Below are 24,882 nucleotides of genomic sequence, written 5' to 3' on the forward strand. Positions count from 1 at the left end.
ATTGCCTAACGTGATGTGAACGGAATGGCGAAAATCAGTTGAACGACTTCACCAGGCTGCCGATCAACAAGGTCCAGCCGTCGATGAGAACGAAGAAGAGAACCTTGAAGGGAAGCGAAATCACCGTGGGTGGCAACATCATCATGCCCATGGACATGGTCACCGTCGCCACCACCAGATCGATGATCAGGAACGGCAAGGCGATGAGAAAGCCGATTTCGAAACCGCGGCGCAGTTCCGACACCATGAAAGCCGGCACAAGGATGCGAAGGTCCTTTTCGGACGGCTCGGCACCGAAAGCGGTCTCGGACGCCATCTGCTGGAAGAAGGCCAGTTCCTTCTCGCGCACATTGTTCAGCATGAAGGTGCGGAACGGATCGGTGATCCGCTCGTAGGCCACGGCCTCTGTGATCTGCTTGTCCTGTAGCGGCTTGAGGCCGTTCTGGTACGCAGCATCGAAGGTCGGCGCCATGATGAAGGCGGTGAGAAACATGGCCAGCGAGATGAGGACGATGTTCGCCGGTGCGGATTGCAGGCCGATGCTGGTGCGCAGGAACGAGAAGGCGATGATGATACGGGTGAAGCTCGTCACCATCACGGCAAGGCCGGGCGCAATCGACAGCAGCGTGATGAGCACGAAGGACTGAAGGATCGAATCCGACGCAGAGCCCGTGACCGTCTGCAGGAGCTGTTCGGTGGGCGCCTGGATGTCGGGAACCGTCGGGCCCTGGGTCTGCGCCAGGGCTGCGGTTCCGGCAAGCGCCAGCATCAGGAAAGCCAGGCCGAGCTTTTTCATTCCACGATCAGCCCGCTGATCAGGACGTTCTGGACCTGCCCGTTGCTCAAGGAGCGGGTGATGTCGTTGAGGTCATCCTGGAGAAACTGCATGCCGTCATGGCCCTCGACATCCGAGAGCTTGATGGTGCGGATGTATTGCACGATCTGCTGGGCCGTTTCACCAGCGAGCACATCAGGCTTCTTCTCACCGGACTTCAGATAGGTGATGCCACCTTCGAGGCGAAGCCATACCGTGGGTGGCTCGGCCACATTGGTGATGACGGGCGGAATGGGTGTATAGGCCACATCGGCGGGGTCAACGGGCTCCGGAGGCTGCTCCTCTTCGGTCGCAGCTGCGTCACCTTCAGCGCCATGACCGCCGGCGGCCTTCGCGTCCGCTGCGGGTGCTTCGGCCGCTTTTGCATCCGCTGCGGGCGGTGCGGCAGGCTTTGCCGCTGCTTCCGGTGCCTTTGGCGGGGCAAAGGTGACGATCGTACCGTATCCCGCGCCAACGCCGATCACGATCGACAGGACAGCCGCAATGATCAACGGCATGATGCCGCCGCCCTTGCCGTCCTTGTCTTTCGAATCACCCTTCGAGGCCATGCCCGGCACTAGAAGGGCTTAAGCTTGTCCCAAAGTTGCAGGCCCCAGCCTGGTTTCTGCACGTCGCTGACCTTGCCGCTGCCGCCGTAAACCACGCGCGCTTCGGCGATTTTCGAGAAATCGATGCTGTTGTCCGGAGCAATGTCGCGGGGGTGGACAAGTCCGGCGATCCGCACGTCGCGGCGCTCGGAATTGACCATCGTCTGCTGCGAACCTTCGACGTACAGCGTGCCGTTGGGGAAGACCTTGGTAACGATGGCCGTGATGGTGACATTCACCGTCTCAGAGCGGGTGATGGTGCCCTGCCCGCTCGCCGAGGAATTGGAATCGACATTGGCTTCACCCTGCCCCTGGCCGACAAGGGCAAAGAGCCCGACATTGAAGTCGGTGCTGGCATCGGCCTTGGCCTTGCGCGTGCGCGAGGTGGAATTGTTGAAGCTCGCCTTGTCGTTGAAGCCGATCTTCACGGTAAGAAGGTCGCCCTTGGTGAGGGCGCGCTGACCGCGGAAATAATCCGCGGGGCCGCCCACCCAGCTGCCGTTTGCACCCTGCTCGCTATTGTCGAGCGCTTCGGACAGGCCGGCAGGCTCGGTGCTGGCCGTGGTCAGGCCGGAGCCCACAGGCGCCAGTTCCGGATCATCCAGCATGTGCTGGATACGGCCCACGCAACCGGACAGCAGAACACCGCACACGACAGTGGCAGCAACGACACGAACCGTCATGACTTTGGAACTTTCTCCGGGCTTGTCTGCAAGGTGAGCAGCGCAACGAGCGCCGCGGCTTTCTTGGGGTCCATCAACGTCAGGATCTCGCCCGAGCGCTTGGGGTTCATCTTCACGAGGATCTCCGCCGCCGTGTTCGGCTCCAGCTTCGAAAGCTGCTGTGCTGCCGCTTCCGGCTCCACCTGCACGTAAATCTTCAGGAGGGATTCACCCACCTTCTCCTGCATCGCCTTGCGCGTATCGATCAGCGACTTCAGTTCGGCAGCCTGGATTTTCAGTTCCTCAATGCGGGCATTCACGTCATCCCGGGTCAGCTTCAGGGCCTCGTTGAGGCGTGTCAGCCGGCGTTCCGCGGCAAGATCGACGAAGCTGCTGCAATAGTCCTTGACGATGGGCTTGGGCGCCGGGCCGGAATCCTCAGCCGGTGCTGCGGCTGCCGGTTCGGCACGGACAGCACCTGCACCCAGCGTCGCCGAGAGGGCAACGGAGAGGACAAGCATGGGTATCATATTGGCTCTGCTCATCACTGCACCACCAGTTCCGCCTGCAGCGCGCCTGCAGACTTGATCGATTGAAGGATGGAGGTGATTTCCGGCGGCTTCAGCCCCATGCGATTGAGGCCCTGCACAAGCTTCTCGAGTGTCGGGCCGCGCAGGATGGCCACGGGGTCATCGGGCTGGGCGATCTGGATCTCGGTAGACGGTGACTGCACCGTCTTGCCATCAGACCGCGGCAGCGGCTGCGAGACGATCACGTCTTCGGTGATCTTCACCGTGAGGCTGCCGATCGAAATGGCCACGGGCGAAATGCGGACATTCTCGCCCATCACGATTGTGCCACTGCGCTCATCCACAACGATGCGGGCGGGCGCATCCACCTCGACCTTCAACAGGCCGAGTTCCGCCATCAGGCGCGATGCGATGATCGAGTCAGGCCGTTTGACGCGCACGCTCCGGAAGTCCTTGACCTCGGCGATGGCCGCACCGAAGCGGCGCTGCGAGTAGATGTTGATCTGGTCGGCAATTCCCTCGGCCGTGGCGAAGTCCGGGTTCTGCAGCTGAAGAGTGAACTCCGGAATGGAATTGATGTCGGCGTCGTGATCACGTTCCACGATGGCGCCGTTCGGCACACGGCCCGTTGTGGGAATGCCCTGGGTCACGGTGGTGGCCTTGCCCTGCGCCTTGAAGCCATTGATCGTGACGGAACCTTGCGCCACCGCATAGGCTTCGCCGTTGGCGGCAACGAGCGGCGTCATGACGAGCGTGCCGCCGCCCAGCGACGTGGCATCACCAAGAGAAGAAACGGTGGCATCGATGCGCGTGCCCTGGGTCACGAAGGGCGGCAGGGTCGCCGTCACCACAACAGCCGCGACATTCTTCGACTGGATGGCGGTATCACCGAGGCCGATGCCCATCTTCTGCAGCATCGACCGCATGGACACTTCCGTAAAGGCGGACGTCCGGAGACTGTCGCCGGTGCCGGCAAGGCCGATCACGAGGCCGTAGCCCACGAGCTGGTTGTCGCGGATGCCCTGAACGACGGTGACGTCCTTGATGCGCGACGTGGCCTCGGCCGGAACGGCGAGGGCCACGGCAAGTCCGAAACCGATCAGGGTGAGGAGCTTCATCAGTCGCCCTCAACTGCAAGCGTTCCATCCGGCGCCACGCGGGCCAGAAGGCTCACACCCGTCTCCGGGTTGCGCACCTTCACCACATCACCGATCACGCCATCCTGCTCGGGAACGAGGATGCCCTGGATCTCGATCCCGGATGACACGTAGCGGGCAACGATCTGCTGACCCTTGGTGACATCGGCAGCGCGCTTGAGCGAACGGAGCGGAATGGGCCGGCCAGCCGGAAGGGCCCGGGCTGCAACCTGCTGCTCAAGCTGCGAAAGCGAGATCACATAGGTGCGGCGGGCCACGTCGTTCACCTCGTATTCCTTGAAGGTGAAGTCGTCCTTGTTGACCGGGTCCTTGGGATAGATGGTGCGAACGGGCACAGGCAGCGACATCGTCTCGGCCTGCGCCTGACCGATGGGCCAAGCGCACGCGAGAGCGATGAAAACAATGTGCCGCCGCCGGAACATGCCTTATCTGAGACCCTTCGAAACAATGCCGGCCATTTCGTCGGCGGCCTGAATGACCTTCGAGTTCAGTTCGTAGGCGCGCTGGGCCGAGATCAACTCCGTGATTTCCTGCACGGGATCGACATTCGACTCTTCAAGGAAGCCCTGCTCCAGCACACCGAGCGGGGAGGTGCCGGGATTAGCAGTGGTGGCGGGGCCAGAGGCTTCCGTGACCTGGAAAAGGTTGCCGCCGAGGGCATGCAGGCCCGCGGGGTTGGCGAAACCGGCAAGGCTGATCTGGCCGATGCTGGTTTCGGTCGAGCCGCCTGCGGTGCGGACGAAGACTTCGCCCGTCTTGCTGATGGTGATCCCCACGGTATCGGTGGGAACGGTAATCGGCGGATCCAGGGGAAGGCCGTCGCTATTGACGATCTGTCCGGCGGCATCGGTGTTGAAGGTGCCGGCGCGGGTGTAGGCAATGTTGCCGTCGAGATTCCGCACCTGGAAATAACCTTCGCCGTTGATGGCGACATCGAGCTGGTTGCCGGTGTTGCTGATCGGGCCCTGGATGTTGATGCTGCGGATCGACGTCAGCCGGGCGCCCAGGCCCAGTTCTGCGCCTTCCGGCACAACGCTGCCGCCATCGACCGTCGGTGTCGAGGAACTGCGTTCGATCTGGTACAGGAGGTCGCTGAACTCGGCGCGGGACCTCTTGAACCCCGTCGTATTCGAGTTTGCAATGTTGTGAGCAATCACTTCAACATTCAGCTGCTGCGCACTCATACCCGTGGCAGCGATCGACAGTACTCTCATGGCTCACAATCCTCAGATTTGCATACGCGTCGTTTCAAGGTAGGCACTTACGATCTTGTCGCGGATCGACACCGCCGTGGTCAGGGTGCGCTCGGCCGTCATCACGGTCTCCACGACCTGTTGCAGCGGCATGTCGCCCTTGATGCCGGAGACGACGGCGCTCTCGCCTGCCCGCACCGTCTGGGCGAGCTGGCTTGCGAAATCGACAACCGGGTTGGCAACCGCCGTCTTGGCGGCATTGGCCGCCTGGCCAAGGCTCTGGCTGAACCCTGCCCCGCCGAGCGGCGACATCTTCAATGCTTCAATCATCACGAGCTCCTCAACATGTCGATCAGGCTTGAAGACATTTCACGGCCCTGGCGGATCACCTGGAGGTTGGCCTCGTAGGAGCGGACAGCCTGGCGAAGGTCGGTCATCTCGACGATCATGTTCACGTTCGGGCGCTTCACGTTGCCCTTGGCGTCGGCGGCCGGGTGGCCCGGATCATGCTCGACGATGAAGGCCGACGGGTCGTTGCCGACTTCGGCAATCTTCACGATGGAGGCGCCCGTCACCTCGTCCAGCGTCTGGGCGAAGCTGATGGTCTTGCGGCGGTAGGGATCGGAGCCGGGCGTCTTGCCGGTCGATTCCACGTTGGCGATGTTTTCCGAGACGATACGGAGACGCATCGACTGGGCTGTCAGTCCGGAATAGGCCGATGCGGCGGCTGCCTTCAGCGGATCCATGGAACTCATCCTTTCGCGGCCGCAATGGTCATGCGGTGAAAGAGCTTGTAGAGGGCGGTGTCGCTCGAAATGGCGCGGGCGGAATCGCCGATCGTCTTCATTTCGTTTTCGACGATGACGTTGTTTCCGGAGTGGGTTTCGTCAATCGACTTCTGGTCGGTCACGTCATAGGTCTGGTCGCCGGTCTGGCCGTCGAGAGACATGTGGCCGGGATTGGTGCGCATCAGGCGCATGGCCGTATCATTCATCTCGAGTTCGAAGTCGGAAATTTCCTTGGCGCGGTATCCGGGGGAGTCGACGTTGGCAACATTGGCGGCAGCCACGGAGTAGCGTTGGCCAGCCCAGTTCACATGCCGAGAAATCACATCGAATACGTTCATCGCCCGACCTCATGTCACGCCAAGGCCGGATTTTAACCGTAAGGCCTTGTCTCAAGCTTGAGGGCGCATGCGTGCGGCCGCCTGGCGGTTGCGCTCGTCAACGAAGTGGATGATTTCAGCAACGGCGCGATAGAAGTCTGGCGGGATCATTTCGCCAACATCAACAGCGGCATAGAGCGAGCGTGCCAGCGGCTTGTTCTCGACCACCGGAATGGTGAGCTCCTCGCATTTCTCGCGGATGCGCAGCGCCAGGTGATCGACACCCTTCGCGATGACGAGCGGCGCACCGCCTTCGAGCGGGGCATAGCGCAACGCCACCGCATAGTGTGTCGGGTTGGCGATCACCACCGTGGCGCGCGGCAGGTCGGACATCATGCGCGAGCGCAGGCGCTGGCGGGCAATCTGGCGGGCGCGCTCCTTCACCATCGGGTCGCCTTCCGATTGCTTGTGCTCGTCCTTCATCTCCTGGCGCGTCATCTTCAGGTCGCTGAACCAGCGCAGGCGGGTGAAGACGACGTCGACGATGGCGATGACCAGCGCCACGAGGCAGATGGGGGCGATCAGTGCATTGAAGATCGACAGGATGAGCCCGGGAATGGACGCCACCTCCGTCGCAGAGGCCTGCACGATGCGCGGCATCTCGCGCATCAACGCCCAATAGGCGATGGTCGTGACGGCAATCACCTTGAGGACCATTTTCCCGAAGTCGAACAGCGCCTTCTTGCCGAAGAAGCGGGAGAAGTTCGCTGCCGGCGAAATGCGCTCCGCCTTGGGCACCAGACGCTCGAGGTTGGCCTGCGGCACGTTCTGCATGAGGGGCCCCAGAAGGCCGCCGATCGAGAGCACCGCAAGCACCGGAAGCGCAATCATGAAGACGGCCCAGACCTGCCCCATGATGATGCGGAAGGCATCGCTGCCGTTCGAGAGATCGAGCGTCGCCGCATTCTCGATGATGATGCCGAGGCGGTTCGAGAGGTTCGAGATCGAAGCCCCAGCGGTCATCAGGCCGATGACGAGAATGGCCGAGATGCTGGAGAGAATGCCGGCTTCCTGCGAGAACGGGATGTTGCCCTTTTCGATGGCATCCCGGATCCGTTTCTCGCTCGGGTCTTCTGTTTTACTTTCCTTGTCGGGTTCGTCGCTCACGCTGCCGCCCCGGCGGCGGGCGCGCCGCTCGTGTCAGGCAGCGTGATGTCGCCGTTCTTGGCAGCCTGGATCGCGGCTTCGGCGATACGGCGGCGGCATTCCACCGTGTCCTTGCGCGGCTGGCTCTCGCCTTGCGGCAGTTCGGATTCGACCATGCGGCGGGTACGGGCCGAGAGCGAACTGAGAATGGCCTCGCGAAGGGCTGCATCGGCGCCGAACAGCGAGGCGATGATGAGGTCGGTCGAGACGCGGTCGAGCAGCTTGGCGCGGTGCGGCGCCTCGAGCAGCGCCACGTCTTCGAACATGAAGATGAGCTTGCGCAGCGCCGCGCCATCTTCCGGGTTGATCTTGATGATGTCGTTGATGATTTCGTCGGCCTGGGCGCGGTCGAGACGGTTGATGATGTTGGCAAGCCGTTCGAGCCTGTCATCGCCGCCGGCGGTCGCGGCACGTTCGCCGAAGAGATCTTCCTGAATGACTTTCTCCAACACGTCGAGCACGGGTTTCTTGACATCTTCGATGCGGAGCAGACGGGCCGTCACCGACGCGCGCAGTGCCCCTGGCAGGAGTTCGATGCAGCGCGCCGCCAGATCAGGCGTCAAGCGCGAGAGAATATAGGCCGCGGTTTGCGGATGCTCGTCCAGAAGATAGGGAACCAGCGTGGTTTCCATCCCCATGGTGAAGCGGCTCCACGAGAAGGTCGAGGGCTTCTCGCTGGGCCGCCCGAGGAAGGTGGCGATTTCTTCCGAGGTGAAGGCCGCTTCCAGCAGCGCCATCAGCTGCTTGCGGCTGTCGGAGATGCCGAGTGCATCGGCAAACTCGTTGGCGAACTCGTCAACCAGCGGCTCGACGTCGCTGTAGGTCAGCGGCCCGAGGCTCGCGGAGGATTCAAGGATGTGCTTGACGTCGTCGGTGCCGAGCTTCTTCAGAAGCTCTACGGCGAGGCTGTTGTCCAGGGACGCAAGGAGAATAGCCACCTTCTCGGTCGAAGACCGCTGGCTTGGTGACTGTGGCCTCAACTCGGCGACCTGGGTGGACATGCCAATCTCGAACTGCCCTAGATGGGCATTGCGCTCTCGAACAGTTCGGAAATCTTCACGCCGAAGCGGTCACCCTCGCTGTCGAGAACATAGAGCTCGCCCTTGGCAATCTTGCAGCCATTGACAAGCACCGTGACGGGATCACCCGGGCGGACGTCCAGCTTCACTTCCGAGCCGGACTTGAGCGCCATCAGCTCGGAGAGCGGCAGATGTGCCGCGCCGAGGATGACCTGCAAGGTGACCGGCACCTTGGACAGCGAAGCGCCGACGCCGCCGGCCATTCCGGGAGCTGCCTTGGCTTCATCGCGTTGCAACTGAGACACCTGTGTTACCCCTCTTCAATTGTTGCCGTAAACGTCAGATCAGAGAAACGGCGATTTCCTGCGCCGAGAAATTGAGATTGGCGCGGCCGATTTCGATGCCCTCCACATGGAGGAGCGACGGATGCGCCGGCGTGGCGCGGAGCTTCAGCACGCTCCCCACCTCCAGGTTGAGGATGTTCTCAAGGCCGATGTCCTGCGGAGCGAGGCTCGCTACCAGCTCGAACTGGCAATCGGAAAGCACTTCGCCCATGCTGCGCTCCGGACCGGCCTTGCGCTTGCCCGCACCAAACAGGCTTTCCATGTCCTGCAGCGGCACGAGGAATTCCATCTCCGCCGACAGGCTGAAGGCATTCACCAGAATGGACACGCAGACCGACTTGTAGACGGGTGCCGGGCCCTTCTTCTTCTTGCTGGGGTCTTCCTCGATCGGATCGAGATAGACGTCCGCCAGCTCGCGCACGATTTCGGGAAGACCATCGTGCAGGGAGTCGAAAATCATGTTGCGCAGGAACTGTTCGATCCGGCTCGGCGGACGGTTTCCCTCCTCGCCGCCATGAAGCTCGGTGCCGGCACCGCCGAAGCAGACCTCGCACAGCAGGCTGTCAAAGGCCCGCTCCGCGCGCAGAAACAAGCGCACCTCACCCTTGGGCGAGCGGAAGGCGGTGCCATGCGGCTTGAGATTTTCGCTGTCCACCTCTTCCAGGCCAAAGCGCGACACCGAGCACTTGATGGAACCTGCGGAATAGGACGCGAGAACGGCGCTCAGCTTGTCGGCGAGTGCGGCGAAGAACGGTGAAAAGGGCTTCAGTTCGCTTTCCAGCCGGTCCGACTGCGCCTGATTGATCAGCGCAATGATGCGGGCTGCATGTTCGCTGACACTGACGCTGGCGCTGCCGTCGGCCATGGCTCAGGCTGCCTTCTTCGCGGCCGCGTCGATCGTGGCCTGTTCGAGGTCGGCAACCGACGGGCGTTCATAGGCCGAGACCGCCTTGCGGCCATGTTCCACCGCCACCTGCGGCATGCTGCCATTCATGTAGGCGATCATGCTCTGCTTGACGATGAAGTAGATGCGTACCTTCTTCTCGCGCACCACCTTGATCTTCGACGCCAGCGGACCGAAAATGCCATAGGAGAACAGAATGCCGGCGAAGGTGCCAACGAGGGCCGCACCGATGAGATGGCCGAGGACTTCCGGAGGCTGGTCCAGCGCGCCCATGGCCTTGATCACGCCAAGCACGGCGGCCACGATGCCCAGCGCCGGAAGGGCATCCGACATGGCCGTGATCGACGCGTAGACCTTCAGCTTGTCGCGCATCATGGTGGCGATCTCTTCCTCCATCAGCGACTCGATTTCATGCGGGCGGGCACTGCCGATCAGCACCAGGCGGGCATAGTCGCAGATGAAGGCGACGAGTTCCGGGTTCTTGGTCACGGACGGATACGACTTGAAGATGTCGGACTCCATCGGGTTGTCGATGTGCGCTTCCATCTCGCTCTTGGTCTTGCTCTTCATCTCGCGGAGGAGGACGAAGAGAAGAGCCAGAAGCTCGAGATATTCGGCCGGCTTCGGCATCGACTCCTTGATGGCTTCCATGGACCCCTTGAAGGCATCCTTGATCACCTTCACCGGATTGGCGACGATGAAGGTGCCGATGGCGCACCCGAGCAAGATCACATACTCGTAAGGCTGCCACAGCACCGCAAGGTGGCCACCCATCATCACGAAACTGCCGAGCAGGCAGACGGCTACAACTACCAGTCCGAGAACAAATGTCATGTTTGATTAACCCTATCCGCTTCAGCCTAGGGGACATACCTTGCGTGTAACTTTTGGCCGGGCCCCGGGAAACGGGCGTCAGATACAGGCAAGTTCGCTCCCCTAGTGTGGCAAGGTGGCGCAGAGCCATATCCCTTGCGCACGGCGGTCCCGGATGACGAGTTCGATTACCAACTACAAGCTGCTGACGAGCAATGTCTCGCGGACGATGACGCAGCTGTCTTCCCAGCCGGAGATCAAGCGCGAAGTCGAGTACTACAAGGCGAACATCAGCAAGATCAAATCGGTCGACGATTTCCTCGGCAACCAGCGCATCTACAACTTCGCCATGACCGCCTTCGGCATGAAGGACCTGATCTATGCCAAGGGGATGATCCGCAAGGTTCTGACCGAGGGCGTCGATTCCCAGAATGCCTTCGCGATGACGCTGACCGACCAGCGTTTCCGCGACCTTGCTACCACCTTCGATTTCAAGAAGTACGGCAGCACGGCCACCGTGTTTGATCGCGCACAGCAGGGCACGGTCGACAAGTACATGCAGAACGCCCTTGAAGAAAAGGCGGGCCAGAGCAGCGAAGCCGTCCGCCTCGCCGTCTATTTCGACCGCAAGGCACCAAGCCTTTCCACGATCTACGGCATTCTCGGCGACAAGGCCCTCTATGCCGTTGTGCGCACCGCTCTCGGCCTCCCTGACTCGCTGGCCGGCACCGACATCGACAAACAGGCCAAGCTGATCGGCAGCCGCATCAACATCGACGACTTCAAGGATCCGGCGAAGCGGTCCGCCTTCATCACCCGCTACCTCGGCATGAGTGACGCCAAGACCAATGCGGCGGAGACCAATCCGTCCGTTTCGCTGTTCTCCGGCATTTCCGGCCGGATCGACATGAACACGCTTCTTTCCATCCAGACGCTCAAGAGATTCGGGAGCTGATCCATGGCAACGGGTTCCTTTGTTGCCCTCTCAGGGCAATTGGCGCTTGATGCGCGCCTTTCCACCATCGCCAACAACATCGCCAACGCGCGCACGGTGGGCTATCGCGCCAACGGGGTGAACTTCAATCCGCTCGTCTCCAACACCCAGGATTTCGATACGGTCTTCGCCTCCACCGGCAAGAACCACGTGAACATGAGCGCCGGCGGCTTCACCCGCACCGGAAACCCGCTCGACGTGGCCGTGCATGGCGATGGCTTCCTCGCCTATACCGGCCCCAGCGGCACCTATTATTCCAAGGATGGCCGCCTCACCATGACCGAGACGGGCGAACTCGTGAACGTGCTGGGTCAGCCCGTGCAGGACGTGGGCGGCTCCGGCATCACCGTCAATCCCAACGGCGGCAAGATCGACATCAGCAATGACGGTGGAGTCTACCAGGGTGGCCAGCGCGTGGGCCAGATCGGCCTCTTCGCCATCAACCTCAACTCGGGCTACACGCGCGTCGAGGGCTCGGGCCTTGTTCCGGTGGCCCAGGCCGAGCAGCTCACGGATTTCTCGAACAACAGCGTGGTGCAGGGCTTCATTGAGGAAGCCAATGTCAACCCGATCACCGAAATGGTGAAGCTGATCCAGGTGACGCGTGCCTTCGAGGCCGCCAGCACCTATGCCGACAAGGTTCTCGAAAACGAGACGGACGCCATCAAGACCCTCGGGGCCCGCTGATGACTATTGCAGCGGATAAGGCGCGCCGATGAGCCTGCAACAGGCCGCTGCGGTCGCGCGTCTGGAACATCTGACGAAGCGCATCCAGAAGCCGAACAGTCTCGTCCTCATCCGCGGCAAGGTATCGGCGGTGAAGGGCTCGCATATCGCAACGCGCGGCATCACCAGTTTCGTGACCGTAGGCGATCTCGTCGGCGTCGATGCCGGCCACCGCCAGGTCTTGGCGGAGGTGCTGTCGCTCCACGAGGACAGCGCCGACATCCAGCTCCTCGACAGCACCGCCAACATCAAGATCGATTCCGCTGTGGAGGTCGTGGGCCCCTTCTCCCTCTTCCCGGCTGACCAGTGGCGGGGCCGCGTTATCAACGCGCTCGCCGAACCCATCGATGGCAAGGGTCCCCTGCCGGAAGGCGACAGGCAGCGGCTGCTCAGCAGCATCGCGCCAAACTCCATGGAACGGGGCATGGTGGGCGATGGCGTGAAGACGGGCGTGAAGGCGATCGACATCTTCATGCCCATCTGTCTCGGCCAGCGCGTCGGCATCTTCGCGGGCTCCGGCGTTGGCAAGTCCACCCTGCTCTCCATGCTGTCGCGCTCTCCCGGCTTCGACACGGTGGTGGTGGCACTTGTCGGCGAACGTGGCCGCGAAGTGATGGAATTCGTCACCGAAACACTGGGGGATGCCCTCGAACGCGCCGTCGTGGTGGTCTCGACCAGCGATGAAGCCGCCTCCCGCCGCAAGATGGTCCCGCTTGTCGCCACGGCGATTGCCGAACACTTCCGCGATGAAGGGCAGAACGTACTCCTCATGATGGACTCGGTCACGCGCTATGCCCATGCACTCCGCGAACTGGCGCTTGCCTCGGGCGAACCGCCCGTCGCCCGCGGCTATCCGCCGAGCGTCTTCGGCAAGCTGCCGCAACTTCTCGAGCGCGCCGGTCCCGGCCCCGGTGGTGTTGGCTCCATCACCGCCTTCTATGCCGTACTCGTCGACGGCGACAATCACAACGAGCCCGTTGCCGATACCATGCGCGGCATCCTCGATGGCCACATCGTGCTCGACCGCTCCATCGCGGCCTCCGGGCGCTTCCCCGCTGTTGATGTGCTCGCCTCGATCTCGCGTCTTGCCACAAAGGCCTGGCGCCCGGACGAGCGCAAGAGCGCACAGGACATGCGCAAGCTCATTTCACTGTTCGAGGAGAGCAAGGACTTGCGCACGCTGGGCGGCTATCAGCCCGGCGCCGATCCGGAACTCGACAAGGCCGTGGGCTTCGTGCCCCGCCTCTATACCGCACTCCACCAGTCCAATCTCGATCCGCCCTGCCCCGATGCCTTCGCCACGGTGGCAAAGCTGACCCGGCCAAACCAGTAGTTCCCCGTTACTTCCGGGAGTAACGCCCGATGATGCGGTGGCAGACACCCCACATATCGCGCGGCAGGCGCTGTTCCGAGGTCGCCACATTCGCGGAGTTCCACAAGCGCACCTGCCAGGCCTCCGCCGTCTCGGCCACGAGCCGCCCGATCATCAATCTGCGGCCCGCCGCTCCCTCGCCTGAAAATACGCAGCTTGTGTCCGCCAATGGCGGCAAGTGCGGATTGACGAGCACATAGTCACCCGTCTCGAACTCCGGCCGCATGGCCTGGCTCAGCACCATCACGGCATAGGCCCGGCGCATGTTCTGCAAAGGAAAGGGCCTCGGAATGAAGTCAATGGCGTCTTCAGGATCGGGCTGTGCGGCGCTGAATGTGGTGTCGGCCGCGAAGACCGGAAGTTCCTTGGGCAGTTCTATGGTGCGCCCTGCCGGCTCCTGCACGCGGGAAAATGCCGGCATCCCGAAGCCTGGATCGATATCCGCGACGCCGCACTCCAGCACCTCGGAAATCCTGTCGATGAACTTGGACGAACGTGTCGTGCCCGCCTCGAGGGCATGGATCAGCTGCTGGCTCACCCCGGCCTTCTCGGCAAGGCCCTTCTGCGACAGCTTCATCTGCGTACGCCGCAGCCTGAGATTGTTTGCCAGCGACATCGGCCCTTCCCACCGTGATTCCCGTTCAACCAACAACGGGTTGTAGTCGGAATAGTCGCCTCAAACCAAGAGGGCAAAAAAAGGGGGTGGCCGCGAGGGGAGGAGACCCACGGCCACCCTGAAAGGCAGATGTGCCTGCGATCAGGCTGCTGCCATCCGATGCTTGCGCTTCTCGGCGACGACGCTTTCGTTCGCCTTGGCGATGACCGCCGCCGCGGAGGACGACGCGTCGTTGATCGTGGCGAAGCCCACGCTTGCGGAGACGACGATGTCTTCGTGGCCGCAGCGGATCGGCTTCTTGATCTCCTGGATGAGGCGCGTGGCAAGGCGCGTCACTTCCGACGGGCGCATGACACGGGTCTGGAGAATCTGGAAGCGGTCGCCACCGGTGCGGGCGATGAAGTCCGTGCCGCGGGCCGCTGCAGTGAGGCGCAGCGAGATTTCCTTGAGGACGAAATCACCCACGGCGGTGCCATAGCGCTTGTTGAGGTCGTTGAAGTGGTCGAGGTCGATGCAGTGCAGGCAGGCCACTTCGCCGTGGTGGCGATGGCGCAGCAGGTTGTCGATCTGCGCCTCCATGGCCTTGAGCGGCGCGAGACCGGTCAGGCGGTCGGCATCGGCATTGCCGATCTTGGGCGCTTCCGGCATCTTGGCGCGCTGCAGGGAGACATCGAGATAGATCGTCAGGAAGCCGCCCGACTGCAGCGGCACGCCGCGCACTTCAAGCACCATGCCGTTGGGGCGCTTGCGTTCATAGACATGCGGCTCGCGCTTGCGGGCAAGCTCGATGCGGTGGGCCACCATGTGCTCCACTTCGCCCTGGCCATATTCGCCGCGCATGGCGTTGAAGCGGAAGACCTGCTCCATGGTGGGCATGCCGAATTCGAACAGCTCGTCCGGATAGTCGAGCATGCGCTTCAGGGTATTGTTGCAGACGGCCATGCGCAGGTCCTTGTCGTAGACCGCGATGCCGCCGGGAAATTGTTCAAGGATCACGTTGAGCAAGTCGATCTTGCCCTGATCCGTATAGGTCACACAGGCGTCGGCCGTTGCAGCCATAAACGCGCTCGATTGAAGAGGCATCCTCCACTCCTATCCATTCTTGCCAAATTTGTTCTGGGAAGTGTGCCGGCTCATCGGCGGACGGTCTGCATCATGCCAATGCTCGCGTTAACCGCTGAGCACCCGTCACGTTCACCATAGTCGCCGCGACAAAATTTCGCGTTAAGAAGCAGTGTTTACAAAAGGTGCACGCCACCGTTGTGCGGCTTGAGCATCTGTTAACCCAATCTTGGCGATGAAAGCAGGATCAAAGCGGGCTTGATTTCAGCAGCTTTGCAAGCCCGAGGAAGGCCTCGTTGAGCGGCAGTTCCTTTCCGGAACAACGCTTTGTCATGAATTCGCTGGCGATGTAGTCCATGTCGATGCCGGGCCAGTTGGCCGCCTGCATGCGCATGTGCACCACGGCTTCGAGGCTGTCGCCGCGCTGGCCGAGCACGGCGGCGAGCGGAATGAAGGTCTCCGGACCCACGTGCTGGAAGTAGGCCGTGCGGAGGGCGGCTTCCGCCTTGTCCCAGTGGCCGGCATTGGCCTGCAGGGTGCCGATGAAGGAGAGCAGCACCCAGCGGTACGGATTGTCGGGCGTAAGGCGTCGGTCACGCTCTTCCAGCGCGTCGATGGCGCTGTCCGGCGCCACCTGGCAACCGAGGCTGACGGCGGGCGCCAGCGCACCGGCCAGGAAATGACTGGGCTCCAGTTCCAGCACGCGGCGGAAGGCGGCCTCGGCGTCATTCAGTTTCCCGACGGACCAGTCGTAGACTGCAACATGGAACATGGCATCGGGATCATCGCCGCCCAATTCCATCGCCTTCAGCGCATGCATGGCGGCGCGCTCCCGCATGGCGGGCGTGCGATACTCCGCCGAGACGAGTTCGAGCATGGCGAGTTTCTGCGCGAGAATGGCATGGGCGGGTCCGAAGCGCGGATCATCGGTGATCGCCTTCTCGGCAAGCGCGATGCGCTCCTTCTCCCAGGCGAGAGAAAGCGGCTGGTTGGAGGGGACCCAGGTTGCCTGGATGTAGGATTGCCAGACGGAGGTGGCGGCCTTGCTGCGGCTGATCTTCTGGCTGAGACGGCGCGAGGCGGTGAGCACCTGCCCGCGCAGATCGGTCAGCAGCCGCTGGGCGAGATCGTCCTGCAGGCCCAGCGCGGTCTCCCACTGCACGTTATAGACATTGCCCCAGAGTTCCACGCCCGACGGGCTGAGCAGGTCCACGATCATGCGCACCCTGTCCGGGCTGTGCTGCAGGTGAACACGGATGTGGATCGAACCCTTCGCCGGTGGCGAGGCCGTATCGGGTGACGCCCCCGTCACCTGCATGAAGCGCACGCTCCCCATCTCGGCGAGAAGCTGGCGGTGCAGGCCTTGCGACACTTCCGCCAGCAGAGGTTCGTTGCGTGAGGCAGTGATCTGCTCGAGCACGACCTTGATGCGGCCGATGTCGTCGACGGGTGCGATGGGTGCTGGCGCTTGTACGTTCTGGAAGAGCGGCGTCAATGAGAACCAGAGAAGCAGGCCGAGCGCTGCGGCGATGAGCAGGCTCACAACTGTCCCGGCGGTGCGCGCCATCGGACTCACCTCGACCGCCTCGCCTCGCACGGGAGCTGCAGCGGGGGCGCGTGGGGTCGCGGACTCTTCCTGCCCCGCAACAGATGCCCCGCCCTCCCGCCGTTCGAAGCTGGGCCGGTAGGTGCCCGACGGGATGGTGATCCGCACCGGATCGGCAGCTCCATCGGTCGCATAATAGAGTGCGAGCGCCTGACGCAGGCGGCGGAGCTCGACCCGCACGATGCTGTCCGTCCCGGGATCGAAGTCGGTGCCGCGGCCAAGGACGTCGGTGGCGATGGCGTACCCCTTGAGCGCTTCGCCCTTCCCCGCCAGTTCCTGCTCCACCAGATAGGTGAGGATCGCGGGCAGTTTGGACAGTCGGCCCAACGCGCCGCTGGCGACAATGCGCGCCACGGCATCGCGTTTCTCGTCGTCCGTTGCTTCAACCCCGAGTGTCATTGCGATACGCCGTATATCACGGCCAACCTTCAGTTGATAGTTGCGGCGCAGATTCCAGTATGCCCGTCAACCTGCTGAAATAAATACAAAATACACCGTTACAAACCGTGACATACTCGCCTTGCCCTACATCTGGTGGCACAGGTTGAAGCAACAACAACGCAACCTGAAGAACATCCACACAGGCCACGGAAGCGTAGATCAGCAGGCTCAAGCCGGCGATCAAGCGTTACAGAGGCAGGAGCGAGCGCAACGATGAGAGACAAGAGCTTGATCACTCTCGCCGTCCATTCCCAGGACGGCCGACGCGGGCTTGGCGGGCGGAGCGACAGCGCCGCCGAGGATGCCTTCGCATTTTGCGTTGCACAAGGCCTGTTGCGGCAACCGGCAAACCCGCGCACCTATTCCGCCCACGAGATCTACCGCCTGAAGCTGGTGCGCGTGATCATGGGAAGCCTGAAAGTCACCGACGAGTTGAACGCGCTCCGGGCCCGCCTGTCGGAAAGCGAATGTGCCGCCGCGCGCGCCGCCTCCGACCTCGCCAAACCCGAGAAGTCGCTGTCGATGATCCGAGACCTGATCCACGACTTCCCCGAACGCATCTGACCCGAACCGAATCTGACCTCCGCGTCCGTGAACTGCCCCAGTCATCCCCACAGCTCTGGACGTGGCGGTCAGACCCTTATCCTGTAGTGTTGCCCGGAACATGGGAACAGGACGTCAGAAAGTTGTGGTGATCGGCGCAGGCACGCTCGGCATGTCCGCGGCGTGGAACCTGCAGCAGCGGGGTGCCGACGTGACGGTGCTCGACCAGGGCGGTATCGCCTCGGGTTCGAGCGGCCGGTCGGTGGGCGTGGTCGGCACGCAGCATGTCGATGACTTCGAAATCCTGATCCGCACTCACAGCCTGCGCCAGCTCCGGCAGTGGACGGCGCATGGCCTCACCTTCCACGCCATCGGTTACATGCGGATGGGCCGCGATGCCCGCGACATGGCGCTCTTCGAAAAGAGTCTCTTCATGCAGAAGGCGCACGGCATCACCTCGGCGCAATTGCTCGATCCTGCCGCCATCCGCGCGCGGGTGCCGCACATGAATGTGGACGGACTCGCGGGCGCGCTCTTCGGGCCGGAAGACGGCTTTCTCGATCCGCACCAGATGTGCACGCTGCTTGCCGAGCACGTGAAGGCCGGCGGCGGCACCGTACGGCAGAACTGCAAGGTCACGGGCGCCGAGATGAAGGGAAACGTTTGGCATCTCGCCACATCCGCGGGAGCGGTCACCTGCGATGCCGTCGTGAATGCAGCGGGCGCATGGGCCCCCGCCGTCGCAACGCTCTTCGGGCAGAGACTGCATGTGCTGCCGGAGCGGCACCAGGCGGTGACGATCCATCTCTCCGAACCCCTGCCCTACACCATGCCCATGGTCATGGACCTCGTGCAGGGCGGCACCGGCACGGGGCTTAATGTCCGCCATGACAGGCCGGGGCAACTCATCACCGAAATCCACAAGGTCTCACCAACCGCAGGCGAGAATCCCGACAGCTACAACGACCAGCTCGATGAAGCGGCGAAGGACCAGCTTGCGGAATTGCTGCTCGAACGCATGCCCGATCTTCCCGGCGCCAGCTTCGGACGCGGCTGGGCCGGGCTCTATCCGAAATCTTCGGACGGTCGGCCCTATGTCGGCCCCATCGATCCGGCCGAACCGTCGCTCGTCACGGCGGCTGGCGCCGGCGGCTATGGCATCCAGCTTGGTCCGGTGATCGGCCAACTCGCCGCCGACTGGATAATCGACGGCGCACCCACCTCCATTCCGGAGGCGCGGCGGCTCTTGCCCACGCCGGACCGGAACCGCCCGATCGCCTGAGCAGAATCACCTGAGCGGAGCGGCGACGTTGCGCCGCTGGACAGGCCGGAAATGGCCGCCCTAATGTCTTTCAATTGAAACAATCACCTTGCGGGGAAGGACCCAAAGAATGCCAGTCGAGAAAACCGAAGTCCTTGTCGTCGGGGGCGGACAGGCCGGCATCGCCATGAGCGAGCATCTCGGCAAAGCGGGGATTGCGCATGTCGTTCTTGAGAAGGGCCGGATCGCCGAACGCTGGCGCTCGCACCGCTGGGACTCGCTCGTCGCCAACGGTCCCGCCTGGCATGACCGCTTTCCCAACATGAAATTCAAGGCGGACCCGGATGCCTTCGTCGGCAAGGAAGCGGTGGCCGACTACTTCGTCGACTATGTGAAGCATTTCAAATGCCCGTTGCGCGAAGGCGTGGAAGTGACCTCCGTCACCAAGAACGAGACGGCGCCCGGCTTCGTGGCCGAGACCTCTGCCGGCACGATCGAGGCCCGCTATGTGGTGGCGGCAACAGGCCCCTTCCAGGTGCCCGTCATTCCGCCCGTCGTGCCTGCGAGGGACGGCCTTCTGCAGATTCACTCGACGGCCTACCGCAATCCGCAGCAGCTTCCCGCCGGTGCTGTTCTTGTTGTCGGTGCGGGCTCTTCGGGCTCGCAGATTGCCGATGAGCTGCTGCGCTCGGGCCGCACGGTCTATCTCTCCGTCGGGCCCCATGACCGGCCACCGCGCCGTTATCGCGGCCGCGATTTCGTCTGGTGGCTGGGCGTGCTTGGCCTGTGGGACAAGTCGGCTCCGCCCGAGGGCAAGGAGCATGTGACCATCGCGGTGAGCGGCGCCTATGGTGGTGCCACGGTGGACTTCCGCAACTTCGCCGCGCGCGGCATGAACCTTGTGGGACGCACCGAGTCGTTCCGGAACGGCGTCATGCACTTCGCCAACGATCTTCAGAAGAACATTGCCGACGGCGACGCCAACTATCTCTCGGTGCTGGACGAGGCGGACGCCTTCGTGAAGCGGAACGGCCTCTCTCTTCCGGAAGAACCGGAGGCCCGCAAATTCGGGCCCAGCTCACCCTGCATCGATACGCCCATTCTCGAACTTGATCTCGCCAAGGCCGGCGTCACCACCATCATCTGGGCCACGGGCTTTGCCACCGACTACAGCTGGCTCAAGGTGGCGGCCTTCGACAGCAAGGGAAAGCCGATCCAGCAGCGCGGGGTCTCGGCGGAACCCGGTGTCTATTTCCTCGGCCTGCCCTGGCTCTCGCGGCGCGGCTCCACCTTCATCTGGGGCGTGTGGCATGATGCCAAGTACATCGCCGACCACATTACAACCCAGAAGACCTACCTCACATATAATGACTGGGCCGACGCCCGGCGCTGACTTGCCCCGCAAGGCTTGACTCCATCCCAATTCCGAGTATTTCACTCAGAATAGAATTCGGAGCGGAGTAACCCGACCTTGCGCATGTTCTGGCTGGAACTGCTGGCCGCCATGGCCCTGACCCTGGCCGCACTCGCCACGGGTACGCGCGCCATGGCGATGGACGGGCTCGACGCCGCGCTCGGCAAGGCCTTGTTCGATCGCCAGTGGGTGGCGGCTCCTGCCTCGACAGACACTGCGGACGGTCTGGGCCCCCTCTTCAACGCGCGCTCCTGTACCGCCTGCCATCAGGGCGGGACCGGTGCGCGATTTCCAGCGGGCAAGGATGGCCGTGCACCTGATGGCCTTGTCGTCCGCCTGACCGATGGCAATGGCGCCCCTCATCCCGTGCTCGGACGGCAACTGCAAACCCATGCCATTGCTGGCTTCGCCGCCGAGGGACGGACGACGTGGCAGAACGGGGGGGTGCGCGTCACATTGGCCGAGCCGAGCCAAGCCGTCCGTCAGGAAGTGCGCCAGGCCCCCGGCCTTCGCGCCATGCAGATGATCGAGCAGGTCGATGAAGACGCGATTCTCCGCACCGCCGATCCGGACGATGCAAATGGCGATGGCATTTCCGGTCGCGTGCGCAAGGTGGGTGATGGCAAGGGTGGCACGGCGGCCGGGCGTTTCGGCCTCAAGGCCAGCCACGCGACGCTCGACACACAGATTGCCGATGCCTTCGCCTTCGATCTCGGTCTTTCGAGCCTCTCCGAACCGCGCCCTTCCGGTGACTGCACTGCGGCCCAGGCGAAATGTCTCCGCGCACCGTCAGGCGTCAGTGCGGCAACCGAGAACCAGGAACTCTCCCGCCAGATGATCGCGCTCACCGCCGACTATCTCCGCACGCTGAGGCCGCAGCGTGCAGCAGCGCCACCACCCGCTCTCTTCATCTCGACTGGCTGTGCCGCCTGCCATGCGCCGGCACTCCCGGCACGCGGCGGCCAAACTGCCACATTGTACTCCGACCTGCTGCTGCATGATCTTGGCGCGCAGGATGGAGGCGTGGTGAAGGAAGCGGATGCAGAGACAAGCGAATGGCGGACGGCGCCGCTCGTTGATCTTGCCGCCGATGGCGGGCGCCGCCGCTTCATGCATGATGGCGCTGCCGCAACTCTTGAAGACGCCATTGCCCGTCACGGTGGCGAGGCAGAGTCCTCTGCCACTGCCTTCCGGGCCCTGAACAGGAAAGACAAGGATGCGCTGCTGCAGTTTCTCTCTTCTCTCTGATGCCCGGCGGATGCTGGCGGCGACTGCGCTTCTGGCGCTTGCGGCATTCGCTGCCCCCGTGCAGGCGGCGTCACCTGACGAGGTTTACACTGCGATTGTTTCGCAGGTGATCAGGCCAGGCTTTACGGCGCTGGATGAGAAGGCCGCCGAACACGCCAAGGATTGGGACACGATGTGCGGTGGAAACGCTGCCGCGCACTCCGCCGTCATCGCCTCGTTCCATGAGGTGGCGGATGCCTGGGCTGGGGTCGACATCTTCCGCATGGGCCCAGCCTCGAAGGATTTCCGCCGCGACCGCTTCTATCTCTGGCCGGAGCGCAAGAATGCCGTCGCCAAGGCCATGGCTGCGGTCCTCAAGTCTCCGCCCGTTAACATGGACGACGCATGGATCAGCCAGCAGAGCGCGGCGATCCAGGGCCTGCCGGTGCTGGAACGCCTGCTGTTCGATGATGGCAAGCCGAGGGATGCGCCTACGGCCGGCAGTGCGGAATGCAAGCTCGGTGTTGCCGCGTCGCGCAACGCAGCAGCACTCGCCCACGCCTTCGCCAGCGAATGGGCCGCGCTCACCGCCCCCTCCACGGCCGCGGATCGCACCGCCCTCGCCACCGACATCGTCTCCGGCGTCGGCATCATCAAGGATGAGAAATTCGAATCCGTGATCGGCAAGACCGAAGCCCAGGCCAAGCCCAAGGCGGCTGAGCTGTGGCGTTCGGCTCGCAGCCTTCGCACCCTCGCCATCAACATGGAAACCTACGAGAAGGTGGCCGGCATCATTGATGCCGCCCTGCCCGAGCCCGGCAACATGACCTACAGCGCCGCCTCTACAAGGCAGGCCATCGCCGGCATGCATGAGCCCTTTGCCGACTACGCCAAGGGCAAGGCGCGGGCCGATGCCAACTTCCTCCTCGCCGCCATCGACAGCCTGGGTGACAGTGCCAGCACCGACGTGGCGGCGGCGTTGGGCGTGACAGTGGGGTTCAACAGTTCCGATGGTGATTGACCGCCGCACCGTTCTGGCCGCACTGCTCGCCGGTGCCTTCGCGCCCCGCGTGGCAGTGGCCGCACGCCGCGACGTCTACGTCTCCTGCCGTCTTGATGCGGAACAGAATGCCTCCGTCAGTTGCTTCGACGAGAACGGGCACGAACTCTTCGCCACCTCGCTTCCCGCCCGCGGCCATGACACGCTGGAGCGGCCGGGTGCCGGCGAGGTGATCGTCTTTGCGCGGCGGCCCGGTGCCTGGATGATGGTGATCGATGCGGCGACAGGAACGATCCGCAGCAGCGTTGCGGCGTCACCGCACCGGCAGTTCTGCGGACATGGAGTCTTCTCGAAGGACGGCACCCTGCTCTACGCCACCGAGAACGACGACGAAACCAACCAGGGCGTCATCGGTATCTATGATGCAAAGGCCGCCTACCGCCGAGTGGGTGAGGTGCCGAGCTTCGGCGTGGGCCCGCACGACATCACGCTCTCGCCCGATGGCCGCGACCTCTTCATCGCCAATGGCGGCATGCGCACCGACCTCAAGACGGGCCGCGACTTTCTGCTGGAGACGGATGCGCCGCCCAATCTCGTGCGCTTCGACCTTCGTGCGAACACGCGGCGCGATGTCATTGAACTCGATTCACAATTGCGCAAGCTGAGCATACGCCACCTGGATGCGCAGCAGGACGGCACGGTCGCCTTCGGATGCCAGCATCAGGGCGAGGCGGATGACCTTCCGCCGCTCGTCGGGCTGTGGACGAAGAGCGGCAAGACGGAGTTCCTCGCCAGCGAGGACACTGCGCTTGCCCGCATGAAGAACTACGTGGGCTCCGTCGCTTTCAATGCCGATGGCACACTGCTCGCCGCCACCAGTCCGCACGGCGGGCAGGTGATGCTGTGGTCGATGGCGGAGCGCCGCTTTCTCACCGCCGTGACCAAGACAGATGTCTGCGGCATCGCCCCCATCGCCGATGGCTTCGTCGCCACCTCGGGTAACAGCGGCGTGCAGGAGATCGGCCACGACGGGGCCCTCGAAGGTGAGCCCCGGCTGCTCGGCTTCGTCTGGGACAATCATCTGCTGCAGTTGAAGGGCTGATGATGTTGCTGAGGGTCATGATTGCCCAGTTCGCTGCCGTGTGTGCCATCGGAGCGGCACACGCGGCCAGCTTGGACAGTGCCGAGGCGCTGGGCGAGGCCCTGTTCTTCGACACGAACCTGTCTGCCAACCGCACGGAGTCCTGCTCCTCCTGCCACTCCCCCGATCACGCCTTCTCCGATCCGCGCGAGACAATCGCGGGCCGGGCCGCATCACCCGGCGATGACGGAACCTCGCTTGGCGACCGCAATGCGCCCACTGCGGCTTACGCCCGCTTTGCGCCCGTCTTTGGCAAGGACACGGCCGGGGTCTGGCGCGGCGGGCTGTTCCATGACGGCCGCGCCGCCACGCTGGAAGACCAGGCCGGCGGCCCGCCGCTCAACCCGCTCGAGATGGGCATGAAGAGCAAGGCGGATGTGGTGGCGCGGTTGAAGGAAAATCCGGACTATGTGGCCGCCTTCGATAAGCTCTATGGCGCCGGCACGCTTGATGACGCCGACACGGGCTATGCCGCCATGACCAAGGCGATTGCCGCCTTCGAGCGCACATCAGCATTCTCGCCCTTCGACTCCCGTTATGACCGGGCGCTCCGCGGCGAGATCAAGCTCACGGACGAGGAGGAACTGGGGCGTACGCTGTTCTTCTCCAACCAGTTCACCAACTGCTCGCAATGCCACCGTCTCAATGCCTTCCCTGACGCGAAGGACGAGACGTTCACCAACTATACCTTCCACAATATCGGCACGCCGGAGAATACCGCCCTGCGCGCAGTGAACGGCAGAGCGGGCCAGCCGGATTTCGGGCTTTTCCAGAACACGGCGGTGGGCAACGACGAGAGCCTCAAGGGCAAATTCAAGGTGCCGACGCTGCGCAACGTGGCGGTGACCGGGCCCTACATGCACAACGGCGTGTTCAAGGACCTGCGCACCGTCATCCTGTTCTACAACAAGTACAACAGCACCTCTCCGAAGCGGCAGATCAACCCCGAGACCGGTGCTGCATGGGCCCCGCCCGAGGTGGAGGGCACGCTGTCATTGAAGGAACTGGAAAGCGGCCCGCCGCTCAAGGACCGCGAGATCAATGCGCTGGTGGCGTTCCTTCGCGCCCTGACCGACAAGCGCTACGAGCCGCTGCTGACGAAGTGACATTCGCCCGCCACCCAC

Annotated in this window: 28 protein-coding genes; 10 read left to right on the forward strand and 18 right to left on the reverse strand. The window is 63.2% G+C overall.

The window, feature by feature from the left end; translation table 11 throughout:
• Positions 1–34: 34 nt before the first annotated feature.
• From fliP to motA, 15 genes are all read right to left on the reverse strand, one after another.
• Positions 35–796 carry a flagellar type III secretion system pore protein FliP gene (fliP, locus tag QM801_RS12750; RefSeq protein ID WP_415019591.1) on the reverse strand — a complete coding sequence of 254 codons (762 nt, stop codon included), beginning with the start codon at positions 794–796 and terminating at the stop codon, positions 35–37.
• Positions 793–1,383: a hypothetical protein gene (locus tag QM801_RS12755; RefSeq protein ID WP_415019592.1), complete on the reverse strand. Its 591-nt coding sequence runs from the start codon at positions 1,381–1,383 to the stop codon at positions 793–795. The genes fliP and QM801_RS12755 overlap by 4 nt, the downstream gene beginning before the upstream one ends.
• Before the next feature lie 8 nt (positions 1,384–1,391).
• Entirely contained in the window at positions 1,392–2,105 is a 714-nt protein-coding gene (locus QM801_RS12760; protein ID WP_415019593.1) for a flagellar basal body L-ring protein FlgH, read from the reverse strand.
• The gene (locus QM801_RS12765) at positions 2,102–2,614 is read right to left on the reverse strand and encodes a MotE family protein (protein ID WP_415019594.1); all 513 of its coding nucleotides are present in this window, start codon (positions 2,612–2,614) and stop codon (positions 2,102–2,104) included. The genes QM801_RS12760 and QM801_RS12765 overlap by 4 nt, the downstream gene beginning before the upstream one ends.
• Positions 2,615–2,628: 14 nt before the next feature.
• Entirely contained in the window at positions 2,629–3,732 is a 1,104-nt protein-coding gene (locus QM801_RS12770) for a flagellar basal body P-ring protein FlgI (RefSeq protein WP_415019595.1), read from the reverse strand.
• A complete protein-coding gene (flgA, locus tag QM801_RS12775; protein ID WP_415019596.1) occupies positions 3,732–4,118 on the reverse strand; it encodes a flagellar basal body P-ring formation chaperone FlgA in 387 nt (128 codons plus the stop codon). Before flgA ends, QM801_RS12770 begins: the two co-directional genes overlap by 1 nt.
• Positions 4,119–4,196: 78 nt before the next feature.
• Entirely contained in the window at positions 4,197–4,985 is a 789-nt protein-coding gene (gene flgG / locus QM801_RS12780) for a flagellar basal-body rod protein FlgG (protein ID WP_415019597.1), read from the reverse strand.
• 12 nt (positions 4,986–4,997) lie between these two features.
• The gene (locus QM801_RS12785) at positions 4,998–5,294 is read right to left on the reverse strand and encodes a flagellar hook-basal body complex protein FliE (RefSeq protein WP_415019598.1); all 297 of its coding nucleotides are present in this window, start codon (positions 5,292–5,294) and stop codon (positions 4,998–5,000) included.
• Entirely contained in the window at positions 5,294–5,710 is a 417-nt protein-coding gene (gene flgC, locus QM801_RS12790; RefSeq protein WP_415019599.1) for a flagellar basal body rod protein FlgC, read from the reverse strand. Before flgC ends, QM801_RS12785 begins: the two co-directional genes overlap by 1 nt.
• Before the next feature lie 5 nt (positions 5,711–5,715).
• Positions 5,716–6,090, reverse strand: a complete 375-nt coding sequence (gene flgB / locus QM801_RS12795; protein WP_415019600.1) for a flagellar basal body rod protein FlgB — start codon at positions 6,088–6,090, stop codon at positions 5,716–5,718.
• A 51-nt stretch (positions 6,091–6,141) separates the two neighbouring features.
• Positions 6,142–7,236 (reverse strand): flagellar biosynthesis protein FlhB, encoded by a 1,095-nt coding sequence (flhB, locus tag QM801_RS12800; RefSeq protein WP_415019601.1) that lies wholly within the window; start codon positions 7,234–7,236, stop codon positions 6,142–6,144.
• Complete coding sequence (locus QM801_RS12805; protein WP_415019602.1) at positions 7,233–8,276, reverse strand: FliG C-terminal domain-containing protein; 1,044 nt, start codon at positions 8,274–8,276, stop codon at positions 7,233–7,235. The genes flhB and QM801_RS12805 overlap by 4 nt, the downstream gene beginning before the upstream one ends.
• Before the next feature lie 17 nt (positions 8,277–8,293).
• Positions 8,294–8,599 carry a FliM/FliN family flagellar motor switch protein gene (locus tag QM801_RS12810; RefSeq protein WP_415019603.1) on the reverse strand — a complete coding sequence of 102 codons (306 nt, stop codon included), beginning with the start codon at positions 8,597–8,599 and terminating at the stop codon, positions 8,294–8,296.
• 34 nt (positions 8,600–8,633) lie between these two features.
• Complete coding sequence (locus tag QM801_RS12815; protein ID WP_415019604.1) at positions 8,634–9,503, reverse strand: FliM/FliN family flagellar motor C-terminal domain-containing protein; 870 nt, start codon at positions 9,501–9,503, stop codon at positions 8,634–8,636.
• 3 nt (positions 9,504–9,506) lie between these two features.
• Positions 9,507–10,376 carry a flagellar motor stator protein MotA gene (motA, locus tag QM801_RS12820; protein ID WP_415019605.1) on the reverse strand — a complete coding sequence of 290 codons (870 nt, stop codon included), beginning with the start codon at positions 10,374–10,376 and terminating at the stop codon, positions 9,507–9,509.
• Positions 10,377–10,530: 154 nt separating this feature from the next.
• Here motA and QM801_RS12825 point away from each other — a divergent pair, with 154 nt between their 5' ends.
• From QM801_RS12825 to QM801_RS12835, 3 genes are read left to right on the forward strand one after another with little or no spacing between them, the layout of a single operon-like run.
• Positions 10,531–11,310: a DUF1217 domain-containing protein gene (locus tag QM801_RS12825; RefSeq protein ID WP_415019606.1), complete on the forward strand. Its 780-nt coding sequence runs from the start codon at positions 10,531–10,533 to the stop codon at positions 11,308–11,310.
• Positions 11,311–11,313: 3 nt separating this feature from the next.
• A complete protein-coding gene (gene flgF / locus QM801_RS12830) occupies positions 11,314–12,036 on the forward strand; it encodes a flagellar basal-body rod protein FlgF (protein WP_415019607.1) in 723 nt (240 codons plus the stop codon).
• A 28-nt stretch (positions 12,037–12,064) separates the two neighbouring features.
• Positions 12,065–13,408, forward strand: a complete 1,344-nt coding sequence (locus tag QM801_RS12835; RefSeq protein ID WP_415019608.1) for a FliI/YscN family ATPase — start codon at positions 12,065–12,067, stop codon at positions 13,406–13,408.
• A gap of 7 nt (positions 13,409–13,415) precedes the next feature.
• Here the strand turns inward: QM801_RS12835 and QM801_RS12840 are convergent, their stop codons facing one another.
• From QM801_RS12840 to QM801_RS12850, 3 genes are all read right to left on the reverse strand, one after another.
• Complete coding sequence (locus QM801_RS12840) at positions 13,416–14,063, reverse strand: helix-turn-helix domain-containing protein (protein WP_415019609.1); 648 nt, start codon at positions 14,061–14,063, stop codon at positions 13,416–13,418.
• A gap of 141 nt (positions 14,064–14,204) precedes the next feature.
• The gene (locus tag QM801_RS12845; RefSeq protein WP_415019610.1) at positions 14,205–15,122 is read right to left on the reverse strand and encodes a PAS-domain containing protein; all 918 of its coding nucleotides are present in this window, start codon (positions 15,120–15,122) and stop codon (positions 14,205–14,207) included.
• A 250-nt stretch (positions 15,123–15,372) separates the two neighbouring features.
• Entirely contained in the window at positions 15,373–17,130 is a 1,758-nt protein-coding gene (locus QM801_RS12850) for a tetratricopeptide repeat protein (RefSeq protein WP_415019611.1), read from the reverse strand.
• Positions 17,131–17,385: 255 nt separating this feature from the next.
• On the opposite strand from QM801_RS12850, the gene QM801_RS12855 reads away from it, so the two are divergent.
• The 7 genes from QM801_RS12855 (at position 17,386) to QM801_RS12885 (ending at position 24,864) form a co-directional block, all read left to right on the forward strand.
• On the forward strand, positions 17,386–17,736 hold the full coding sequence (locus tag QM801_RS12855) for a hypothetical protein (RefSeq protein ID WP_415019612.1): 351 nt from the start codon (positions 17,386–17,388) through the stop codon (positions 17,734–17,736).
• A gap of 100 nt (positions 17,737–17,836) precedes the next feature.
• Entirely contained in the window at positions 17,837–18,997 is a 1,161-nt protein-coding gene (locus tag QM801_RS12860; protein WP_415019613.1) for an NAD(P)/FAD-dependent oxidoreductase, read from the forward strand.
• A gap of 109 nt (positions 18,998–19,106) precedes the next feature.
• The gene (locus QM801_RS12865) at positions 19,107–20,369 is read left to right on the forward strand and encodes a flavin-containing monooxygenase (protein ID WP_415019614.1); all 1,263 of its coding nucleotides are present in this window, start codon (positions 19,107–19,109) and stop codon (positions 20,367–20,369) included.
• An 84-nt stretch (positions 20,370–20,453) separates the two neighbouring features.
• Positions 20,454–21,638, forward strand: a complete 1,185-nt coding sequence (locus QM801_RS12870) for a di-heme oxidoredictase family protein (RefSeq protein WP_415020923.1) — start codon at positions 20,454–20,456, stop codon at positions 21,636–21,638.
• Between the two features lie 10 nt (positions 21,639–21,648).
• Positions 21,649–22,638, forward strand: coding sequence for an imelysin family protein (locus QM801_RS12875; protein WP_415019615.1), 990 nt, complete (start codon positions 21,649–21,651; stop codon positions 22,636–22,638).
• A complete protein-coding gene (locus QM801_RS12880; protein WP_415019616.1) occupies positions 22,628–23,719 on the forward strand; it encodes a DUF1513 domain-containing protein in 1,092 nt (363 codons plus the stop codon). Before QM801_RS12875 ends, QM801_RS12880 begins: the two co-directional genes overlap by 11 nt.
• Positions 23,719–24,864: a cytochrome-c peroxidase gene (locus tag QM801_RS12885; protein WP_415019617.1), complete on the forward strand. Its 1,146-nt coding sequence runs from the start codon at positions 23,719–23,721 to the stop codon at positions 24,862–24,864. Before QM801_RS12880 ends, QM801_RS12885 begins: the two co-directional genes overlap by 1 nt.
• Positions 24,865–24,882: the final 18 nt, after the last annotated feature.

Source organism: Aestuariivirga sp. (genome assembly GCF_047600585.1).
GTDB lineage: Bacteria > Pseudomonadota > Alphaproteobacteria > Rhizobiales > Aestuariivirgaceae > Aestuariivirga.

Excerpts from the sequence above, each read along its gene's own strand:
- QM801_RS12880 (WP_415019616.1), top strand. The coding sequence starts at position 22,628 with ATGGTGATTGACCGCCGCACCGTTCTGGCCGCACTGCTCGCCGGTGCC.
- QM801_RS12845 (WP_415019610.1), bottom strand. The coding sequence starts at position 15,122 with ATGGCTGCAACGGCCGACGCCTGTGTGACCTATACGGATCAGGGCAAG.
- flgA (WP_415019596.1), bottom strand. The coding sequence starts at position 4,118 with ATGTCGCTGCCTGTGCCCGTTCGCACCATCTATCCCAAGGACCCGGTC.
- QM801_RS12785 (WP_415019598.1), bottom strand. The coding sequence starts at position 5,294 with ATGATTGAAGCATTGAAGATGTCGCCGCTCGGCGGGGCAGGGTTCAGC.
- QM801_RS12765 (WP_415019594.1), bottom strand. The coding sequence starts at position 2,614 with ATGATACCCATGCTTGTCCTCTCCGTTGCCCTCTCGGCGACGCTGGGT.
- flgF (WP_415019607.1), top strand. The coding sequence starts at position 11,314 with ATGGCAACGGGTTCCTTTGTTGCCCTCTCAGGGCAATTGGCGCTTGAT.
- QM801_RS12850 (WP_415019611.1), bottom strand. The coding sequence starts at position 17,130 with ATGACACTCGGGGTTGAAGCAACGGACGACGAGAAACGCGATGCCGTG.
- QM801_RS12855 (WP_415019612.1), top strand. The coding sequence starts at position 17,386 with ATGAGAGACAAGAGCTTGATCACTCTCGCCGTCCATTCCCAGGACGGC.
- QM801_RS12885 (WP_415019617.1), top strand. The coding sequence starts at position 23,719 with ATGATGTTGCTGAGGGTCATGATTGCCCAGTTCGCTGCCGTGTGTGCC.
- QM801_RS12755 (WP_415019592.1), bottom strand. The coding sequence starts at position 1,383 with ATGGCCTCGAAGGGTGATTCGAAAGACAAGGACGGCAAGGGCGGCGGC.
- fliP (WP_415019591.1), bottom strand. The coding sequence starts at position 796 with ATGAAAAAGCTCGGCCTGGCTTTCCTGATGCTGGCGCTTGCCGGAACC.
- QM801_RS12860 (WP_415019613.1), top strand. The coding sequence starts at position 17,837 with ATGGGAACAGGACGTCAGAAAGTTGTGGTGATCGGCGCAGGCACGCTC.
- QM801_RS12870 (WP_415020923.1), top strand. The coding sequence starts at position 20,454 with ATGTTCTGGCTGGAACTGCTGGCCGCCATGGCCCTGACCCTGGCCGCA.
- flgG (WP_415019597.1), bottom strand. The coding sequence starts at position 4,985 with ATGAGAGTACTGTCGATCGCTGCCACGGGTATGAGTGCGCAGCAGCTG.
- flgC (WP_415019599.1), bottom strand. The coding sequence starts at position 5,710 with ATGGATCCGCTGAAGGCAGCCGCCGCATCGGCCTATTCCGGACTGACA.
- QM801_RS12770 (WP_415019595.1), bottom strand. The coding sequence starts at position 3,732 with ATGAAGCTCCTCACCCTGATCGGTTTCGGACTTGCCGTGGCCCTCGCC.
- QM801_RS12875 (WP_415019615.1), top strand. The coding sequence starts at position 21,649 with ATGCTGGCGGCGACTGCGCTTCTGGCGCTTGCGGCATTCGCTGCCCCC.
- QM801_RS12825 (WP_415019606.1), top strand. The coding sequence starts at position 10,531 with ATGACGAGTTCGATTACCAACTACAAGCTGCTGACGAGCAATGTCTCG.
- QM801_RS12815 (WP_415019604.1), bottom strand. The coding sequence starts at position 9,503 with ATGGCCGACGGCAGCGCCAGCGTCAGTGTCAGCGAACATGCAGCCCGC.
- QM801_RS12805 (WP_415019602.1), bottom strand. The coding sequence starts at position 8,276 with ATGTCCACCCAGGTCGCCGAGTTGAGGCCACAGTCACCAAGCCAGCGG.
- QM801_RS12760 (WP_415019593.1), bottom strand. The coding sequence starts at position 2,105 with ATGACGGTTCGTGTCGTTGCTGCCACTGTCGTGTGCGGTGTTCTGCTG.
- QM801_RS12835 (WP_415019608.1), top strand. The coding sequence starts at position 12,065 with ATGAGCCTGCAACAGGCCGCTGCGGTCGCGCGTCTGGAACATCTGACG.
- flgB (WP_415019600.1), bottom strand. The coding sequence starts at position 6,090 with ATGAACGTATTCGATGTGATTTCTCGGCATGTGAACTGGGCTGGCCAA.
- QM801_RS12840 (WP_415019609.1), bottom strand. The coding sequence starts at position 14,063 with ATGTCGCTGGCAAACAATCTCAGGCTGCGGCGTACGCAGATGAAGCTG.
- motA (WP_415019605.1), bottom strand. The coding sequence starts at position 10,376 with ATGACATTTGTTCTCGGACTGGTAGTTGTAGCCGTCTGCCTGCTCGGC.
- QM801_RS12865 (WP_415019614.1), top strand. The coding sequence starts at position 19,107 with ATGCCAGTCGAGAAAACCGAAGTCCTTGTCGTCGGGGGCGGACAGGCC.